This window comes from Bacillus sp. JJ1533 (genome assembly GCF_036965045.1).
Classification (GTDB): domain Bacteria; phylum Bacillota; class Bacilli; order Bacillales; family Bacillaceae_L; genus Ferdinandcohnia.
The window spans coordinates 66227-85009 of sequence record NZ_JBALOV010000017.1 but is presented as its reverse complement, the minus strand read 5'-3'; the positions used below and the strand labels follow the sequence as shown (position 1 = coordinate 85009).

General features: G+C 37.8%; 17 protein-coding genes. 7 read left to right on the top strand and 10 right to left on the bottom strand.

Features of this window, described 5'->3' with window-relative positions:
* Positions 1-226 precede the first annotated feature (226 nt).
* From V7138_RS08635 to V7138_RS08605, 7 genes are all read left to right on the top strand, one after another.
* A complete protein-coding gene (locus V7138_RS08635) occupies positions 227-1555 on the top strand; it encodes an ABC transporter substrate-binding protein (protein ID WP_335396094.1) in 1329 nt (442 codons plus the stop codon).
* Positions 1555-2433, top strand: coding sequence for a carbohydrate ABC transporter permease (locus V7138_RS08630; RefSeq protein WP_335396093.1), 879 nt, complete (start codon positions 1555-1557; stop codon positions 2431-2433). Before V7138_RS08635 ends, V7138_RS08630 begins: the two co-directional genes overlap by 1 nt.
* A complete protein-coding gene (locus V7138_RS08625; RefSeq protein WP_335396091.1) occupies positions 2420-3247 on the top strand; it encodes a carbohydrate ABC transporter permease in 828 nt (275 codons plus the stop codon). Before V7138_RS08630 ends, V7138_RS08625 begins: the two co-directional genes overlap by 14 nt.
* 14 nt (positions 3248-3261) lie before the next feature.
* The gene (locus V7138_RS08620; protein ID WP_335396088.1) at positions 3262-4872 is read left to right on the top strand and encodes a glycoside hydrolase family 13 protein; all 1611 of its coding nucleotides are present in this window, start codon (positions 3262-3264) and stop codon (positions 4870-4872) included.
* Positions 4873-4884: 12 nt separating this feature from the next.
* A complete protein-coding gene (locus V7138_RS08615) occupies positions 4885-5823 on the top strand; it encodes an MTP-1 family protein (RefSeq protein ID WP_438824333.1) in 939 nt (312 codons plus the stop codon).
* 16 nt (positions 5824-5839) lie between these two features.
* Positions 5840-6805 carry a DUF1861 family protein gene (locus tag V7138_RS08610; protein WP_335396086.1) on the top strand — a complete coding sequence of 322 codons (966 nt, stop codon included), beginning with the start codon at positions 5840-5842 and terminating at the stop codon, positions 6803-6805.
* A gap of 68 nt (positions 6806-6873) precedes the next feature.
* Entirely contained in the window at positions 6874-7932 is a 1059-nt protein-coding gene (locus V7138_RS08605) for a BtaManbiosPhlase (protein WP_335396083.1), read from the top strand.
* 71 nt (positions 7933-8003) lie between these two features.
* On the opposite strand, the gene V7138_RS08600 is transcribed toward V7138_RS08605, so the two are convergent.
* The 10 genes from V7138_RS08600 to V7138_RS08555 form a co-directional block, all read right to left on the bottom strand.
* Entirely contained in the window at positions 8004-8987 is a 984-nt protein-coding gene (locus tag V7138_RS08600) for a C-terminal binding protein (RefSeq protein WP_335396080.1), read from the bottom strand.
* A 134-nt stretch (positions 8988-9121) separates the two neighbouring features.
* Positions 9122-10132 carry a Gfo/Idh/MocA family protein gene (locus tag V7138_RS08595; RefSeq protein WP_335396078.1) on the bottom strand — a complete coding sequence of 337 codons (1011 nt, stop codon included), beginning with the start codon at positions 10130-10132 and terminating at the stop codon, positions 9122-9124.
* A gap of 107 nt (positions 10133-10239) precedes the next feature.
* Positions 10240-11385 (bottom strand): N-acetylglucosamine-6-phosphate deacetylase, encoded by a 1146-nt coding sequence (gene nagA, locus V7138_RS08590; RefSeq protein ID WP_335396075.1) that lies wholly within the window; start codon positions 11383-11385, stop codon positions 10240-10242.
* The gene (locus tag V7138_RS08585; RefSeq protein ID WP_335396073.1) at positions 11345-12445 is read right to left on the bottom strand and encodes a LacI family DNA-binding transcriptional regulator; all 1101 of its coding nucleotides are present in this window, start codon (positions 12443-12445) and stop codon (positions 11345-11347) included. The genes nagA and V7138_RS08585 overlap by 41 nt, the downstream gene beginning before the upstream one ends.
* 91 nt (positions 12446-12536) lie before the next feature.
* Entirely contained in the window at positions 12537-13847 is a 1311-nt protein-coding gene (locus tag V7138_RS08580; RefSeq protein ID WP_335396070.1) for an ABC transporter substrate-binding protein, read from the bottom strand.
* A gap of 68 nt (positions 13848-13915) precedes the next feature.
* Complete coding sequence (locus V7138_RS08575) at positions 13916-14740, bottom strand: carbohydrate ABC transporter permease (protein WP_335396067.1); 825 nt, start codon at positions 14738-14740, stop codon at positions 13916-13918.
* A gap of 16 nt (positions 14741-14756) precedes the next feature.
* The gene (locus V7138_RS08570) at positions 14757-15695 is read right to left on the bottom strand and encodes a carbohydrate ABC transporter permease (protein WP_335396065.1); all 939 of its coding nucleotides are present in this window, start codon (positions 15693-15695) and stop codon (positions 14757-14759) included.
* A gap of 44 nt (positions 15696-15739) precedes the next feature.
* Positions 15740-16492, bottom strand: a complete 753-nt coding sequence (locus V7138_RS08565; RefSeq protein WP_335396061.1) for a glucosamine-6-phosphate deaminase — start codon at positions 16490-16492, stop codon at positions 15740-15742.
* A 529-nt stretch (positions 16493-17021) separates the two neighbouring features.
* Positions 17022-18002 (bottom strand): ROK family protein, encoded by a 981-nt coding sequence (locus tag V7138_RS08560; protein WP_335396059.1) that lies wholly within the window; start codon positions 18000-18002, stop codon positions 17022-17024.
* Positions 17999-18628: a D-sedoheptulose-7-phosphate isomerase gene (locus tag V7138_RS08555; protein WP_335396056.1), complete on the bottom strand. Its 630-nt coding sequence runs from the start codon at positions 18626-18628 to the stop codon at positions 17999-18001. Before V7138_RS08555 ends, V7138_RS08560 begins: the two co-directional genes overlap by 4 nt.
* Between the last annotated feature and the right edge of the window lie 155 nt (positions 18629-18783).

The window sequence follows — 18783 nt, the reverse complement described above, 5'->3', positions numbered from 1 at the left end:
ACAACATTATATCAACATTATAATCAAGTTGTAACTACCACTAATAACATTACAAATACACTTGTAATTATCATTACAAACCATAATTACAGACTTCTAATTATGTATATTGGTAAGTTACTAGGTAACAATACAACTAACAACTTATTCTCACTTATTATTTAACGTGTTATGAAAGCGTTTTTTATATCGTGGGAATGATTGTAAAACAGGGAGGAAAACAAAAATGAGATTCAAAAAAACGGCTACATTATTGGTCACGCTTGGATTATCTGCAACCGCTCTATTTGGTTGTTCTACAGGCAATGATGATTCTTCTGCTAAAAAAACAGAAGATGGCGTCACGACAATTGAATTTTGGGCTGCACCAAATCCAACACAACAAGCTTTCTGGTCTGATATGGCAAAGGAATTTGAAAAGGAAAATTCCGATATTAAGGTAAATGTATCAGCCATTAAAGAAAGCCCTACTTCAGAGGCAAGTATCCAATCGGCAATTGCGGCTAAACAAGCACCAACAATGTCAGAGAATATTAACCGCGGTTTTGGAGCACTATTGGCTGAAAGTAAAGCAATTGTACCTTTAAATGAAATTGAAGGTTTTGATGAGTTAGTAAGTACACGTCAAATGACAGATACAATTGAAAGCTGGAAATCAGGCGATGGCAGCCAATACATTTTCCCTATTTACTCGAATTCCATGCTATTTGGCTGGAGATTAGACATTTTAAATGAACTTGGATATGAAGAAGCACCAAAAACATATAGCGAAGTTCTAGATGTAGCTCAAAAATTAAAAGAAAAATATCCGGATAAATATGTTTGGGCAAAACCAGATTTAGCAGACCCAACAGCATGGAAAAGATGGTTCGACTTCTTTATGCTCTACAATGCGGCATCTGATGGAAATGCATTTGTGCAAGGCAATGAATTTGTAGGAGATAAAGAGGCTGGAATCGAAGTACTTGAATTTGTTCAAAATCTAGTGAATGAAGATGCTGTATTATCAGCACAAGTAACAGATCCTTTTGAAGAAGGCACAGGAATCTTTACAGATGTTGGTCCTTGGACTCCTGGATCCAGTTGGAAGGAAAAATATCCTGAATTGGTATACGGCGAAACATATACTTTAAGTCTACCACCTGTTCCAGATAACATGGACCCAGAAAATGCAAAAACATTTGCTGATGCGAAGGGTGTCGTGGTTTATGCTTCCGCAACAGAAGAAGAACAAAAAGCGGCAATGGAGTTTTTAACTTGGGTGTACTCGAATCCAGAAGCTGATTTAAAATGGCTTCAAGGTACAGATCTTCCTCCAGCAAGAGATGATTTAGGAACAAATGATGCATTTGCTTCTTACTTTGAAGAAAAACCTGTTATGAAAGCATATGCAGATGCTGTAGCATTAGGGGTTCCACCAATGGAAAACTCTAAATACAACGAGATTCAAACATATATCGGACAATACGCATTCAATAAAATCGTGAAAGGCGAAATCGATCCCGAACAAGCATGGGATGATATGGTGAATGCTATTGAGGGGGAACTTAAGTAATGCAAAAAACATCAAACGGTATGGGCTGGCTATTCACTAGCCCATACGTTCTTTTCGGAATCATTTTTTTCTTTATACCGCTAATCTGGTCATTATTCTTAGCCTTTACAGATTGGAATTTAATTTCACCAGAATTTAACTTTGTTGGTTTTTCAAACTTTATTGAAGCGGTAAAAAGTCCTGGTGTACACGCTGCGTTTTTTAATACCTATAAATTCCTGATTATTTACGTACCAATTGTTGTGGCATTGTCATTGACGGTTGCCATTGTTGTCAACGGGCTACCAAAATTTAAAGGGTTATTTTTAATAGGCTTCTTTCTTCCCTATTTATCTTCTGGCGTTGTATCTTCATTAATTGTCAATGGAATTCTTTCATATAATGGCCCACTAAATACGTTTTTACGAGAAAAATTAGGTATTAATATTGACTGGCTTGGAACACCGATCGCCGCATTAATTGTTGTGTCTTTCATGCTTGCCTGGAAATTCACCGGTTATTATGCGTTGATTTTATTTTCTGGTTTAGCAGGGATTAATAAAGAAATTTATGAAGCTGCGGCCATTGATGGTGCATCAAGATGGCAAACCCTTTGGAAAATTACCATCCCACAGCTGTACCCAGCATTATTTACCGTGTTAATTTTGGCGATTGGGGTAAGCTTCGGGATCTTTACGGAAGTGTTTCAGTTAACGGGTGGAGGCCCTAATTATGCAACTAATACATGGCAAATGGAAATCTTCACAAGAGCCTTTACGAACCTACAGGCTGGTTATGCTTCGGCGATCGCCTTAATCGCAGCTGTTGTTACATTTGTCTCTATTTATATCATTAGAAAACTTCTGGAATTGTGGGGTCGACGAAATGGTTGGAGCTAAAAAAAATTATATAAGTCGTTACATCATTGCCACCATATTGTTACTGATTATGGTTTATCCATTTATCCATCTGGTTTTAAATTCATTTGCGGATTGGACTCAAGTTGATAAAAAAATAATTCCAACTGAGTTTACATTACGTTCCTATGAATGGTTATTTACTGGCGGTGATGTAGGAATTGCCCGCCCATGGCTAAATGCTTTCTTCAATAGTGTGATTGTTTCTTTTGTATCAACTTTCTTAATGATGCTAATAGGCGTATTGGTTTCCTTTGCCCTATCAAAGTTAGTGTTTAAAGGCAGAGAGTTCGTAAACAACTTTGTTCTGTTTCACATGTTCTTCCCTGCCTTAATTTTATTGATCCCTACTTTCTTACTGATTGAACGAGTAGGTTTATATGATACGTATCTTGGTTTAATTATTCCAAAGGCCGTTAGTTTATGGGCCATATTCATGTATACCAATTTCTTTAGAGCCATACCAGATACCTTTATTGAAGCGGCTAAATTAGACGGTGCAAGTAACTTGCAGATTTTATTTAAAATTATTTTACCGATGTCGAAATCGATAACAACTGTTATTTTCCTATTTCTATTCACAGAACGGTGGACAGAATTGTTATGGGATATGATTGCGGTTCGTAGTGATGAAATGTTGACATTAAACGTGCTCATTTCTCAAATGTTTGGCCCGTATGCTAGTTACCCTGGACCAATGTATGCAGCATCCGTTCTATTAACACTCCCAGTTATTATCTTATTCTTGTTCTTTTCGAAGAAGTTCCAGGAAGGTATGCAGTTTACACTTAAATAATATGGAGGTTTATTGTGGAAAAATGGTGGAATAAAGCAGTCTTTTATGAAATTTATATGCCAAGCTTTTGTGATGGAAATGGCGATGGTATTGGTGATTTTATTGGGATTACTTCCAAATTAGATTACTTAGCTGATTTAGGGATTGACGGACTCTGGTTAACTCCGTTTTATCAGTCACCTAAGGTCGATAACGGCTATGACATTGCTGACTATTATTCCATTGACCCGGATTATGGAACAATGGCTGACTTCGAGCATTTTCTCAAAGAGGCTCATCGAAGAGATATGAAAGTAATCGTCGATATTGTCTTAAATCATACTTCAACTGAGCACCCATGGTTTCAAGAATCAAGGTCATCAAAGGACCATCCGAAACGGGATTGGTATATTTGGAAAGATCCAATAGACGGCAAGGAACCGAATAACTGGGAGTCCTTTATGGGTGGTTCTGCATGGAAATTCGATGAAAAGACCGGTCAATATTACTATCATGGCTTTGCTGAAGAACAAGTGGATTTAAATTGGGCAAATCCAGAAGTGAAACAAGCGATGTTTGGTGTGATGAAGTTTTGGCTTGATAAAGGGGTGGATGGATTCCGACTCGATGTCATCAACCATTTAACATTAAGCCCAAGCTTTCCTGATAATCCGATTGATCCAGAAACAAAACAACAGATTCATTTATACGATAAAGACCAAGAAGGAATTCTTGAAGTCATCAAAGAAGTTTCAGCTTTTGTACATGCCTACCGCGATAAATTTTTAGTGGGTGAAGTTGGCTCAGAGGATTTAACCGTTTTAAAAGAATACTGTGGCAACGAAAAACTAGATGTCGTGTTTCAATTCAATTTAGGCAGTATTCCGACACTCGATGTTAAAAACATCTATAAACAGCTAGCAGATATGGATAACGAATATCATGATGACCAGATTCCGACTTTGTTCTTTGGCAGTCATGATATGTCACGCTTCATCTCCAGGTTTTCTATTGATGGCTATGAAGAAGAAGTAGCGAAACTCATGGCTACTCTCATGCTAACAGCTAAAGGGGTTCCATTTATCTATTTTGGCGATGAAATTGGGATGCGTGACCTTGTCATTGATGATATTTCCAAGATGAAAGATGTTCAAGGTGTGATTGCCCATCAGTTGGCGATTGAAGCAGGTAAAAATGAAAGTGAAGCATTAGCTGAGGCCAATCGCAATGGTAGAGATAGCTCAAGATCACCCATGCAATGGGCATCTACAAAATATTTCGGTTTTTCCGAAGTGGAACCGTGGATTGCACTACCAGATAACGATGTGACGGTTGAGAATCAGCTTGGCAATCCTGATTCGATGCTTTCTTACTATAAGAAATTAATCACGTTGCGGAAGCAAATCCCAGGTTTATCAGTTGGTAACTATATACAGCTGCAAGAGAAAAACAATCTATTAATGTACGAAAGAAATTATAAAGATTCAACCGTCATGGTCTTTTTGAATTTTAGCGAAGAACCTGCAGAGGTTTCTTTAGATACTAATTGTAATCTCTTATTGTCTTCGAGAAGAAACTCTATTATTAACGAACAGTCATTAGAGATCCTGCCATATGAAGCCATCATTGTTGAAAAAAGGAGGTAGAACCTAGTGTTCATACCAAGTGAAAACAAAGCAATTTCTAGTATCCAGTTACTAGATGAATACCGTAAAAACAGACAACAGCCTTATGAAAAATTGCGCATCCCCTTTACCGGCGTTCCTGAAAAGGATGTATATAACATAACCGCCACATTTGAAGATGATGGAGAATTGGTGATTGCCGGTCGTGTCGAAAGCAGAGATAGCGAACATTCTGAAGTGATGTTTTTCATCAACCGTAACGGTCAATGGATCCAAAGAGAAAATAGTCGGGTTTTTCAATTGCAGGATCCATTCTTTACAAAGATTGGGGATGAATTGATTTTTGGCGGGGTTGAAATTTTCCCACATCCTGCCTTACAAGGTGCGTTAAGCTGGAGAACGGTTTTTTATCGAGGAAAAAATATTGCTAGTTTAGAAAAGTTCTTTGAAGGTCCAGATGGGATGAAGGATTTACGTCTAGTTGAGTTAAAAGATGGTTCTATCGGAATTTTCACTCGTCCTCAAGGAGAAAAAGGCGGTCGCGGAAAAATTGGCTTTACAAAAGTAAAAAATATAGAAGAGCTATCGGTTGAAGTCATCAATGATGCCCCTCTGTTCAATCAATTTTCAGATGAAGAATGGGGTGGCGCAAATGAAATCCACCTCCTTTCAAATGGTCATCTCGGTGTTTTAGGGCATATCGCCCGCTTTGATGATGAAGGCAACCGTCACTATTATTCAATGGTATTTTCTTTTAATCCGGAAAATGATGAATACAGTGACATTCAGATCATTGCAGAGCGAGCAGATTTCTTGGAAGGTCCCACTAAGCGTCCTGATTTAGTTGATGTCGTCTTTAGCGGAGGACTGGTTCGGAATGCTGACGGAAATGCGGAATTATATGCAGGCATTAGTGATGCTGATGCACAAAAAATAATCATTCCTGACCCATTTAAACCATTTGAACAATAAAAGGAGATTCTCACACATGAATTTAGTTGAAAAAAGAGAGCAGTTTGAAAAAACAAAGAACATCTATGAGTCTGCAAAACTCACCTTTATTGGTGTAGATGGATTTGATGTCTACAACACTTCCATTCCTTTTTCATACAAGAATAAGACATTTCTCTTTGGAAGAGTAGAAAAGCGTGCAGAGTGGGCTCGATCATGGGTTCGTTTATTTGAGAATACCGGACAGGATGAATGGACATTAGTTCCTGACTCGATGATCTATCAGCTGGAGGATCCATACATTGCATTCATCCATCAGGAACTAGTGATGGGTGGAACCCATGTCCGTTATAAGCAAAGTGAAGTTGATACGTTTTTTGCTTATTTCTACAAAGGAACGGAATTGGAAAATTTATATTATTTCACAACAGGTCCTGAATATATGAAAGATATTCGTCTCGTTCAATTAGAGGATAACCAAATCGGCGTTTTCTCAAGACCGAGAAGTGAAGAAATTCGCAAAAAATATGGCAGCGAGTCGATTGTTGGCTATACAACGATAAACGATTTAAGTGAATTAACTGCTGAAGTGATCGAAAATGCTCCTATCATCGAAGGATTATTTGACAAGGATGAATGGGGCGGCTGCAATCAATGTTACCTACTATCAAGTGGGCACATCGGAGTGATTGGGCATAAATGCTACAATCAACTCGCAGATAACGGAGAAGAACTAAAGGTATACATGAACGTCTCTTTTGTTTTTGATCCGAAAACACATCAATTGTTAGACGAAAAAATTATCGGTACACGTTCATGTTACCCAGAGGGCCCTGCGAAACGACCTAATCTTGTAGACTGTGCATTTACCTCAGGAATCGTCGTTCGACCTGATGGCAAAGTGGATCTCTATAGTGGGATTGGTGATACAGAAGAAGGAAGAATCACCATCGACAATCCTTTTGAAGGATATGGCGAAATCGTAGAAAGAAAAATGGTCTAGTTTAGATATTTAAAAAAACAAGTTGACTTGGTTTTACCAATTCAAATTGAAAAATAGGAGTTATATCAATGAATATTTATCGTTATGAAGAAAATCCATTAATCACACCAATGGATGTCACACCATATCATAAGAATTTTGAAGTCATTGGGGCTTTTAATGCCGGAGTCACTGAATATAATGGGGAAATCCTCCTTGTTCTGCGGGTTGCTGAAAGACCTTTAAGTGAAGATCCGAACATCGTGAAAGCACCTGTATATAATCCAACAACGAACGAGTTAGAGGTAATTGAGTTAAATAAAGACGATGCAAGATATGATTTTTCTGACCCTCGTGTGATTTTAGATAAAGAAACAAATAAGTTCGTCTATTTAACATCTCTTTCTTATTTACGGCTAGCAAGAAGTACAGATGGTCGTCATTTTACAATCGATGAAAAACCATTTGTGTATCCATCTAATATTCACGAAACCTTTGGTATTGAGGATCCACGTGTCACCAAAATAGAAGATATGTATTATGTATACTTCAGTGCAATCTCACCAATGGGAGTGGGAGAATCACTCGTATCTACAAAGGACTTTGAACATACTGTTCACCATGGCATGATCTTCAGTCCGGAAAATAAGGACGTCACGATTTTCCCTGAAAAAATAAACGGAAAATACTATGCATTGCATCGTCCAGTACCAAGTGCAACTGGAGCACCTCAAGTGTGGATTGCAGAATCCGATAATTTACGATACTGGGGTAATCATCAATTTTTATTTGGACTCCGTAAGAATATGTGGGATGATGGCCGCATCGGCGCTGGAGCTGTGCCATTCAAAACGGAAAAAGGCTGGCTTGAGCTTTATCATGGGGCAAGTCAAGATAACCGATACTGTATGGGTGCCGTCTTATTTGACTTAGAAGACCCTACAAAAATAATCGCACGTTCAGAAAAACCAATCCTTGAACCAGAAACAAGCTACGAAGTGGAAGGTTTCTTCGGAAACGTAGTATTCTCATGTGGAGCACTCGTAGAAGGTGACATTGTCAAAATGTATTATGGTGTTGCAGATACATCAATGGCATGTGCCGAATTGAGTCTTAAGGAAATACTCGATTCGTTAACATATTATTAATAAAAGTGGGGTTAAGGAAACAAGTTCCTTGACCCCACTTTTTCTTTGGACAATGGAATTGGTTCTATGCACTATAAGGATATCCTTTGTTGAACATTTGGATTAACCAGGTATTTTGGAAGATGCCCTTGTAGGACATCGACTACATTTTGTGCTGTTTTTTGTTTTAAATCCCGTTCTGACTCCTCAGAATAAAATGCTGTATGTGGGGTTAAAAGGACATTATCCATTTTGATAAGTGGGTGATCCCTGTTTATAGGTTCTTTTTCCAGAACATCTAATGCAGCTGCTGCAATTTTTTTCTGTTCCAAAGCTTCTATAAGTGCTTTTTCGTCAATGATCGGTCCGCGTGCTGTGTTTATAATACATGCATCTTTTTTCATGAGGTTAAACTCTTCAAAACTGAACATTCCTTTTGTATGTTTATTAAGCGGCGTATGAATAGAAATAAAATCAGATTGCTTGCAAAGCTCACTTAATTCTACTAAATCAACCCCCATATCTTCAGCAATATCAGTAGGTACAATGGGGTCATACACAATAATCTTTAGTCCAAATGCTTGGGCTTTTGGAGCTACATTTCTCGGAATATTTCCAAAACCTACAAGACCTAAAACCCTATTTTTCAAACGACATATGGGTTTGCTTACTTTATAGTCCCATTCACCACTTTTAACAGAATTATTTAAAGTCACTATTTTTCTTGCTAAAGTTAGTAACATTGCAACGGTATGGTCCGCCACCTCATCAAGACAATAATCCGTTACATTTGCAACGTATATCCCTTTCTCAGTTGCAGCATCTATATCAACCGTGTCGAATCCAATTCCGTATCTAGCAATTACTTTACATTTTTCTAATCGATTAATGACATTCTTTGTAAAAGAGGCATATTGGTGTATAATACCATCTGCATCCTTAGCAATATTTATGAGGTCTTCCTCGGTTTTACACTGCACAGTTATGATTTCCACGTCCAATTGTTCTAACACTTTTCTCTCGGGTTCGAGCGTATCATATTCGTAATCCGTTATTACGACTTTAAATTTTTTCATTACCTGACACCTCTATGTGTAAATTGGATATTAAAAAGATGAAACAACAACTCACCCGCTATAAGTATGGAATGGCTGATGCTAAAGTAGGGTATTTGAGAATCCATCGGGATAGGAATCCGACCCTGTTTTACCTAATCAACTACTTTTTCTGGGCTACCCGATTCAATGGACTTGTGGGCTGCACTAAGGATTGCGGTTACATGATGAGAGCTTTCGAGACTGATTTGGGTAGGTTGGTTATCGAGTACGCAATCAACAAAATGTTCTATTGCAAAAGGTACAGCACCTATTCGTTTACCTCCTATTTCAAAGTTAAGCTGGTTTCTCGGGGTGGTAAAACCATCAGGGCTTCCATATTCAATATTTTCTATTTTTCTATCAAGGTAAATGACTTCTTCTTCTGTGACCACTTCCACAAATGAATCTACAATAGTAGGGTATGTATTTGGATAAATCCAACAAGATTCGAAGGTAGCAATTGCCCCATTCTCATATTTTGCTTGAATCTGAACGGCATCAGGAGTATTTATCCCTTTACTATTAAGTACTTTATAAACGGCTGTTGCGTAAACTTCGACTACCTTGGAGTCAAATAACCAGTTCATTAAATCAATATCGTGGGAGGATAAAAAATAAGCCGGTGACGTTTTATTCGACCAAGTGATCATTTCTGTTGGTACAAAAATTCTGTCGTTTTTACGTGCATAGCCCAAAATCGGGGATAGGCTCTTCTTTTGAAGCAGCTGTTTTGCCTGAGCATATGAGGATATCCATCGGTTACTAAATAATGTCATAACAGTTACTTTCTTTTGTTGAGCTAATGCAACAATTTCTCTGCTTTCTTCTACACTTATGGTTAATGGTTTTTCTACAAGTACATGCTTTCCAGCTGCCAACGCATCCATCACAATAGAAAAGTGCGCGAAGTCTGGAGTAGCAATGCTTACTGCATCGATGTCCTCTTTATCTAGCATATCCTGATGATTTGCATAATAAGCAACACCAAATTGTTCACTTATTTCTTTACCCCGAATAGAATTTGGGGTTGCCAAAGCTTTTATTTGGCTTCTATGATATTGACGATAAATAGACATATGCTGCTGACCCATAATTCCCCCACCAATTTGTCCTACCTTTAACATTTAGTAATACCTCCCTTTTATTTGAAATTTAGGTGTATGTTAGTTCAAGCGTTGAACGAGGAACATATCCGTATGTCCTAACGGCCCCTTGTTTCCACTCTGTAAAACTATACAACCAGACCATTTGATACTGTTTGGAAAATCGTAAAATCTTTATCCTTATCCCAATTGAATAGGATAAAGTCTGCTGGGTGACCTACTTCAAGGGTTCCTCCTCCCTCAGGGGTTAAATCAAAGAGTTCCGCAGGGTGCAGCGAAGCCATATTAATAACTTCTGCAAGAGAAAACACATCGTTTTTTAATAGCTTTCCAATTCCTGCATGTAACGGAGTAGCAGATCCTGCAAGTATATCCGGTGTACTTGCTAAATGCAGAAATCCATTTTCTTCAAGGACCACATCATCATTAATATGAGTATGATACCTACCAGGAGGCAATCCGGCTAAATTAACAGCATCACTTGTTAATATGGCCTTCTTTCCTTTAGCCCGAACCATGACCTTCAAAGTCGAATATGGCAAATGATGTCCATCTGGAATGAGACCGGCCCAAAGTCGATCCTCTGCAAGCTGGGCCCAGATATAATTTGGATGACGCTTAATATAAGGATGTGCTCCATTGCCGAGATGTGTACTCATTGTAGCCCCTGCATTTACCGCGTTCTGTATATCCTCTTCCGTACTATCCGAATGTCCAATAGCTGCAACTACTCCTGCTTTAGCCAGGTTTTCAATGAATGTAATCGCTCCTGGCTTTTCAGGAGCAAGAGTAACCTTGCGAATGCGTCCGGCTGCAGCCTCTTGCCACTCTAAAAATTCATCCCAATCAGGATTACGAACCCAATCTAGATTGTGTGCCCCGCGAGGACCATCTTCTGTCGAAATAAACGGCCCTTCCACGTGTATACCAATAACAGCATGATTTACAACTGGGTCTACCTCACATGCCTTTGCAATTGTTTTCACACAATGAAGGATACGTTCTCTCGTTCCTGTTACAACCGTTGGACAAAATTTCGTTACTCCGCCTTCTTGTAATACTCTTACCACATTTTGAATGGTCTCTACAGTAGAATCATTACTATTGATGTCAAAGCCCCCAATTCCATTTACTTGAACATCAATTAACCCAGGGGCTATCCAACTTTCGGTTTTTTCCATTGCTTTGGTGATAGAATGTATTCGACCATCCCTGACTTGTACTTCAATCGCCTCACCGGTAACCCAATGCTTTCCTACCCATCTTTGTACCATGTAATTTCCTCCCAACATTAATTTCCTTTATGGAATCTCTCTCAATAAGCTTCGGTTGAAGCAAAATATCAATATCATTAAATTCTCCATCCAATATTTCCAGTAGGATTTTACAAGCAATTTTACCCATTTCATAGTTTGGTTGACGAATGGTTGTTAGGCCTGGTGAAATCATCGAAGAAACTTCAATATCATCAAGACCCATGACACTCACATCATCTGGTATTTTTAATCCCATCTCATTCAACTGATTGTATACACCTAAGGCAGTCATATCATTACAAGCGAAAATGGCGGTTGGTGGATTCTTTAGCTTCATCAATTTTTCGGTCAAGCTTCTCCCATTTTCGAATTCATAACTATTCTCAATCGATTCATATTCTTTTGTTGAAAAAAGGATGTACTCCTCCGGTAAATCAATTTGATATTTTAGCATCGCACTACAAACTCCATCGAAAACACTTTTCCGACTAAATCGGTCAAGTGGCGCAGAAATGAACCCTATTTTTCGATGGCCTTTTTTCAATAAATGCTCCGCAGCCATAAAACCTGCTCTTTCATAGTCAAATAGAATTTGCTGACAATCAAAGTTTTCCATTTTTTGATCCAATGCCACAAGGGAGACACCTCTATCCTGTATTTCAGAAAACATGGAATAGTCATCAGAAATCGATGATACAATGATTCCTTTCACTTGATTTTCATATAACGTTTGTAAATAACCTTTTTCAACATCAGCACTCCTCCCTGAATTACATAACAAAACCTGCTTACCCGCTTGCCTCGCCACCTCTTCAATTCCCAACAATAGTTTCGGATAAAAAGGATTGCTAATCGATGGAAGAATCACCCCGATATTCGTGTTTATTTTCTTCTTAAGCTGACGGCCAATCATGTTAGGTATATAACCTAACAAATCAGCAACTTCTTCAACTCGTTTACGTAGAACCGGACTAACTCCATACCCACTATCACTTAAGACCCTTGAAACAGTGGCTGGAGAAACATTCGCTTCCTTAGCAATGTCGTATATCGTAATATTTTTTTTAGATTCATTCATCATAGGTCTCCTCGTTACACTACATTATATAAAGAAGGGTACATCCCAAAACGTTGGTTAAAGGAATGTACCTCGACTTTTTTAAACTAACTTATTTTACATTTTTATCAATATCATCAATCATCGCTTCAACTTCTTCAATGAAAGTATCAAGATCCATTTCTCCTGTTAAATATTGTTGGAGTAGTTTTGGTACCTCATTGATTAACACTGGGTATTCTTTATAGAATGGAGCAGTGACAGACTTTTCAATGATTGCAAGTAAGTTATCTTTCCATTCAGCATCAATTTTATCGAAATGTTCTTTTAATACAGGAAGTTTCCCCCACTCTGTACCAGCCGCGATTTGAGTCTCACCATCCATTAATGCCTCTTGAATAAATTGAACAGCTACATCTTGATTTTTAGAAGCTCTAGGAACAATGATTCCTGCTGTAAATGCATAAGAACCATTTACTTCTGAACCTGGAATTGGGATAACAGTTGTATTTCCTTCACCTACAGTTGGTTCAGCCTCAGGAGCGTGTGAACCACTCTGTAAAAGCATGGCAACTTGATCAGCTTTATAGTTGTTACGGCCAGCATCTTTGTTTGTGAAAGTATCGATAGAGAAAATGCCTTCGTCAGCACCCTTTTTCCAAACCTCTAACATTTCTCTGATTTCAGGTGTATCAAATGTTAACACACCTTCCTTATCGTAAAAGGTTCCATTCATGGCTTGCGCAACTGAAATCAATGTTGATTGTGCATTAGGACCCCATTGAATTGTCATACCCTGTTGCGTAACCTTACCGCCTTCAACCTTCGTCATTTTCTTGGCATACTCATATAGTTCATTCCAATCTTTTGGCTGAATAACCTTACCATCCGCATCTAAAAGACCTGCTTCTTCAAACATTTTTTTATTTACATTGATTGCATATGCTTCTAAGCTGATTGGAATCGCAAACTGAAAGCCATCAATCTCACCAAAGCTTATCGAATTACCAACAAAGTTTTCTTTTGCAGTAGGACCTTGGAAAAAGTCTGTTTCATTAAAATCAATTAGTAAATCCTTTGCCAGAAACTGGACAGCCGTTGCAGTTCCATCAACCATTGCGATGTCAACATCTGTTTTACCTTGCGACCATTGTAAGGCAAAAGTAGATAAAACTGTTCTGTCTGCATATGGAGAAATTTGAACCTCAATATCTGGATGATTAGCATTGAACTTTTTAACTGCCTGATCTAATTTTAGTTTTTCGACCATCCAAGCATCGGCGCCTAGTTTTAATGTTACTTTTCCGCTCTCTTTCTCTCCACCTGATATCTTTTGTGTTGGATCTTTTGATGAACAAGCAATAGGGATTAATAACACAATGGAAATAACGATCAAACCTATTAATCTAGTAAATCTCTTCATACATTTACCCCCTGCAATTTTATTTTCATTCAAAACCCGCTTGCCTAAATAACAAAAGCTCCTCCTTTCTACCCTTTAATTGACCCTTGTGAAATACCTTCTACCATCTGCTTTTGGAAAATAATAAATATGAGAATTGGCGGTAGCATCGATAGTACGATTACTGCAGCCAAGGTACCAAACGCCCAAACCTCTCCTTTAAAAAGGGTTAGACCAACTGTCAATGGCATTGATGCCTGGTCAGTAGCTAATGTTTTGGCTAATGTATATTCGCCCCAAATGTTATAAAAGGCATGGATTATAATGATAATTAAGCCATTTTTGGCCATCGGGAGCATGACTCTCCACCATGTTTGGAAGATCCCACACCCATCGATTGCAGCAGATTCCTCAATTTCCTTTGGAATACTTAAGAAGGTTGCCCTCATAATAAATATCGCAAATGGAAGCCCCACCGCTACGTTAGGTAGGATTAGTCCTAAATTTGTATTTAATATTCCCATGCGATTTTCCATAAGGTACATAGGGATAAGAAAGATAGCCAAGGGAAGAGTGATTGTCATAAGCAAAGCCACAAGTAAAATATCTTGTCCTTTAAACGGTAACCTTGCAAATGCATAACCAGCTAATGCACTTAAGATGGTAATCAAGATAACCCCAACTATGGTAATGATCGCACTGTTTACAAAGTAATTTGAAAATCCTTCAGTAAATATTTTGATATAGTTATCAAAGATGATATTATTTGGCAAAAAGCTCTGTGGGACCTGAAAAATCTCTTCCTCTGATTTAAATGAATTTAATAATGTATAAATGAACGGAGTAATGAAAAACAATGCTGCTGCAAATAAAATAAAATACTTAATCCCACTACTTAATCTTGAAACTCTCATCATATTCCCCCCTTCATTACACCTTTTCTTTCGTACGGTTAATATAGAAATTAAACAACGAGAAGATTAGTGCTAATGTTCCAAGGATATAAGCCATCGCTGAAGCATAGCCCATATCAAAATACGTAAAGGCTGTATAGTAAATTTCTTGATAGAGTACAAGTGTTGAATTACCAGGCCCACCATCCGTCATGACCATCGGTTCTACAAACGCCTTTAAGCCATGTAGAATTGCCCAGATTCCTGTTAAAATATAGGTCTCCTTTAAGTTCGGGAGAATAATATAGAAGATTCTCTTTATCCCACTAGCTCCGTCAACCTCTGCGGCCTCAAGGATATCCTTAGGAATCGATTGCAATCCTCCTAGGAATAGAATGGTTTCAAATCCGATTGTGGCCCAAAGGCTAACACCAATGATACTTGCCATTGCTGTATCCCCATTGTTCAACCAGGCATAAGTCAAAAATGGCATATTTAAAATGTCACCTAATACATGGTTTAAAAGACCATAGTTTTCTTGTAGAATCCATAAAAATACAAGGGCAGATAAAGAAACAGGAACCACAATGGGTAAAAAGATAATCGTACTAAGAAAATTATTGAATCGCTTCGTATGGAATATGAGTAAGGCTAATGTTAAAGAGATCACCATTACAAGCACAAAATAGGATATTCCAAACACAAATGTATTTTTTAAGGAAACGATAAAGTTTTTGTCTTTTAGAGCGTCAATATAGTTTTCCAGACCAATAAATGTTGGCTTTGCATCATATACAAAATTGTAATCATGTAAACTCATATAAAACGAGTAGATGAGTGGATAAACCATAAATGAAAAGATAAATAAGAAAGAAGGAAGAATAAAAAGGATGCCATAAATTCTTTTTTTCTGGTTCATAGTTCTACTCTTTTTAGGTTTTACTACCTTGTTTTCTAGCATCGGCTGGCTTTCCATAAGCATGCCTCCCTACATATAGAAATCGATTTCTGCAAAAATAGTTATTGGTATTGTTTTAGGCATTTCTTGTTAAGTTCTGAAGATGATTGTTCGTCTAAGAATAGAGTAATGTCTGGGTGGGTTTTAAGAATGGTTGCGGGTATCATATTGGTGACTTCTTTTTCAAAAACATCTTTAATTGCTTGTGCCTTAACTTTGTGAGGTACACAGGAGATGATAGCTTTACAACTCATAATTTGATGAACTGACATCGAAATGGCTTGATTTGGTACTTTTTCTACAGACTCAAACCATCCTTCTCTTACTTGCTGTGCTTTACAACCGTCATCTAAATTCACAATTATGTAGGGTTCCTTTGTGTCAAAATCAGCTGGAGGATCATTAAAAGCAATATGGGCATTTTCACCAATTCCAATTAATCCTAGGTCAATTGGCTCTTTACTTATTTCTTTGGATAATTCTTTCACTGTTTTTTGATAATCGCCTTCTCCATCTACAAAATGGGCTTTCTTTAAAGAAACAAAATCTACAAATCTTTCTTTCAGATACTTTCTGAAGCTAGCTTTATGGGATTCAGGCAGGTTCACGTATTCATCGAGATGGAACATTTCTACCTTACTCCAATCAACCTCCATCCTTATAAGATGATTGATGGTTTCAAATTGGGATGCACCGGTAGAGAGTACAAGCCTGGCTCTGCCCTTACTTTGTATAGCTCTATTTAGCACTTTTGCAGCTAGAACTGCAGCCTCTTTCCCAAGTTTCTCAGGAGTTTCTACTATTTTCACATTCATTATACTTCCTCCATCCTTTTTGGAAATCGATTTCTTTTGAATATTGATAATTCTCTAAATATTGATTAAATATTAGCACAATCATAAAAGTTTGACAACGCTTTCATTTATTTTTTTCGAATTTACCATTACTTTATTCCTAATGTCCGAAATTACATTGTTTTTTCATTGAGGTCTCTTTAAATTCAACACCTTTCCTTTCGAGGTATTTCTGGAAACTTTTCTAGAATTAGGGTAGGTTCCTTGAATATTATCCATAAGATTGAGTAAAGAGAGTAAGTTATAGAGTAACAACATTTCCAACATTAAAATGCTAATGTAATCTTCTAGCTTGGTATTGCAGAATACTTAATCCAAAATGCAACAGTTTATCTTATAAACCCATATTCCTCCATAAGATCCATTCAAACAAACGCTTGCTTGAAATCGACATTCGTAAAAAAACCCCGATTAGTACAGATTACTGTATGGTCGGGATTTCATTTTTTAATATAATATTTCATTTAAACCACAAATCTTAGTCACTCCATTAAAATTCTTCGCCGTTTAATGCGTATTTAGCAACGGACAGGGAAGCTAGGTCCCCTACAGATTCTTGAAGTTTTGCTGGTTCAATGGAACAAGCTTGAATGGTATGTGGTAACGCTTCTTTATTAATTTCTTCTAACATAAAATACCTCAACAGCCCTTCCTGCCGAGCGTATATACTTCCAATAATCACTTTTTCAGGATTTAATATATCTAATAAAATACTAATTCCTTTACCTAATTTCGTACCAACGATTCGATAAATTTCAATTGCAAGCTCATCACCCTGTAAAGCCGCTTCAGCAACGGATTTTGCAGTTACCTTTTCAAGTTCATGTACATCAGAGCATATAATCGTCGAATTCCCAGCTTCCAATTGTTCCTTTACCATGGTTTGTGCGAGACGTGCAATTCCCCCTCCACTACAAAAGCCTTCGAAGGAACCCTCTTTTCCAAAGCCAACCGGTCCGTCATCCTCTAACCGAATATGACCAACCTCACCAGCCATATCATTCGTTCCTGAATACAACTGGCCATTTAAAATGAGTCCGGCACCCATTCCTGTTCCAAATGTTAAGAAAACGAGATTTTGACAACCTACCCCTGCACCCCATTGCCATTCAGCCAGTGCACATGCATTTGCATCATTCTGCATGGCAACAGGTACATTGAAGTTTTCCTTGATAGGCGTAAAAATATCAATATGATCCCAATTTGGTAGATTGGGGGGAGATAGAATAAGACCCCTTATACTATCTAATGGCCCACCACAACTAATTCCGATTGATTCTAGTGACAACTTCTTCTCTTCGATCATAGATGATAACTCATTCATTAATTTATTGATTGCATCATGTGGATTGGTAGGGGTTGGAAATGCACGACGTTCCAATACTTGAATGGTTTGATCTTGCCCTTCTTCCCCTAATACAACGGCACATTTGGTTCCACCGATATCAAACCCAGCTAGTACCTTCTTCATCCGAAGAATTCCTCCTCCAACATTAAACAAAGCGTATGGTAAACAGGTAAATGACGCTCCTGAATTCGGTACGTTTCCTCATACGGAACTCGTATGGTTACATCGCAAATGTCATTTAACCGGCCCCCTGTTTTTCCAGTTAAACAAATGGTTTTCAATCCCTTTGCCTTTGCGACAATTGCCGCTTGAATAATATTTTTTGAGTTTCCTGACGTACTAATGCCTAAAAATATATCATTCTCATTTCCATAGCCATACACTTGTTGCGCAAAAACTAGTTCTGGTGCTACATCATTCGAAAAAGCAGTCATTAATGCAGAATGACTTACGAGCGAGATTGCTGGCAAGGCCCCTTGCAGGTGCTGTCCGATTGAGCCATCATCTCCGGCTTTGTTTAAACGCTCAATTTCCTCATCTGGTAATTTTCTTGAAGAAACAAATCCTTTCATTAGTTCCCCAACTATATGTTCACAGTCAGCTGCACTTCCACCATTACCAGCTATTAGTAGTTTTCCGTTGTTTTCATAACTTTCTTTGATTGTTTCATATGCCTTTTCAACATCATCAATACAGGACTGTAATTCAGGATAATGATTCGTTAGTTGCTCTAAATAATGTTTCGTCATAGTAACAGCCTCATCTCTTTCAGTTCAAATTTAACAATCTATCAAGTGTTCCAATCCGTTTTGTCCTTCATCGATCTTATGAAGGACTTTCAGACCTCGATTTCTATCGGTTTTGCCCATCATCGAGCTTATGAAGGACATTTCGAACTCGATTT

Bases quoted from the DNA above. Each gene is read 5' to 3' on its own strand.
- V7138_RS08635 (WP_335396094.1), top strand. From the start codon at position 227: ATGAGATTCAAAAAAACGGCTACATTATTGGTCACGCTTGGATTATCT.
- V7138_RS08630 (WP_335396093.1), top strand. From the start codon at position 1,555: ATGCAAAAAACATCAAACGGTATGGGCTGGCTATTCACTAGCCCATAC.
- V7138_RS08625 (WP_335396091.1), top strand. From the start codon at position 2,420: ATGGTTGGAGCTAAAAAAAATTATATAAGTCGTTACATCATTGCCACC.
- V7138_RS08610 (WP_335396086.1), top strand. From the start codon at position 5,840: ATGAATTTAGTTGAAAAAAGAGAGCAGTTTGAAAAAACAAAGAACATC.
- V7138_RS08605 (WP_335396083.1), top strand. From the start codon at position 6,874: ATGAATATTTATCGTTATGAAGAAAATCCATTAATCACACCAATGGAT.
- V7138_RS08600 (WP_335396080.1), bottom strand. From the start codon at position 8,987: ATGAAAAAATTTAAAGTCGTAATAACGGATTACGAATATGATACGCTC.
- V7138_RS08595 (WP_335396078.1), bottom strand. From the start codon at position 10,132: ATGTTAAAGGTAGGACAAATTGGTGGGGGAATTATGGGTCAGCAGCAT.
- nagA (WP_335396075.1), bottom strand. From the start codon at position 11,385: ATGGTACAAAGATGGGTAGGAAAGCATTGGGTTACCGGTGAGGCGATT.
- V7138_RS08585 (WP_335396073.1), bottom strand. From the start codon at position 12,445: ATGAATGAATCTAAAAAAAATATTACGATATACGACATTGCTAAGGAA.
- V7138_RS08580 (WP_335396070.1), bottom strand. From the start codon at position 13,847: ATGAAGAGATTTACTAGATTAATAGGTTTGATCGTTATTTCCATTGTG.
- V7138_RS08575 (WP_335396067.1), bottom strand. From the start codon at position 14,740: ATGAGAGTTTCAAGATTAAGTAGTGGGATTAAGTATTTTATTTTATTT.
- V7138_RS08570 (WP_335396065.1), bottom strand. From the start codon at position 15,695: ATGGAAAGCCAGCCGATGCTAGAAAACAAGGTAGTAAAACCTAAAAAG.
- V7138_RS08565 (WP_335396061.1), bottom strand. From the start codon at position 16,492: ATGAATGTGAAAATAGTAGAAACTCCTGAGAAACTTGGGAAAGAGGCT.
- V7138_RS08560 (WP_335396059.1), bottom strand. From the start codon at position 18,002: ATGAAGAAGGTACTAGCTGGGTTTGATATCGGTGGAACCAAATGTGCC.
- V7138_RS08555 (WP_335396056.1), bottom strand. From the start codon at position 18,628: ATGACGAAACATTATTTAGAGCAACTAACGAATCATTATCCTGAATTA.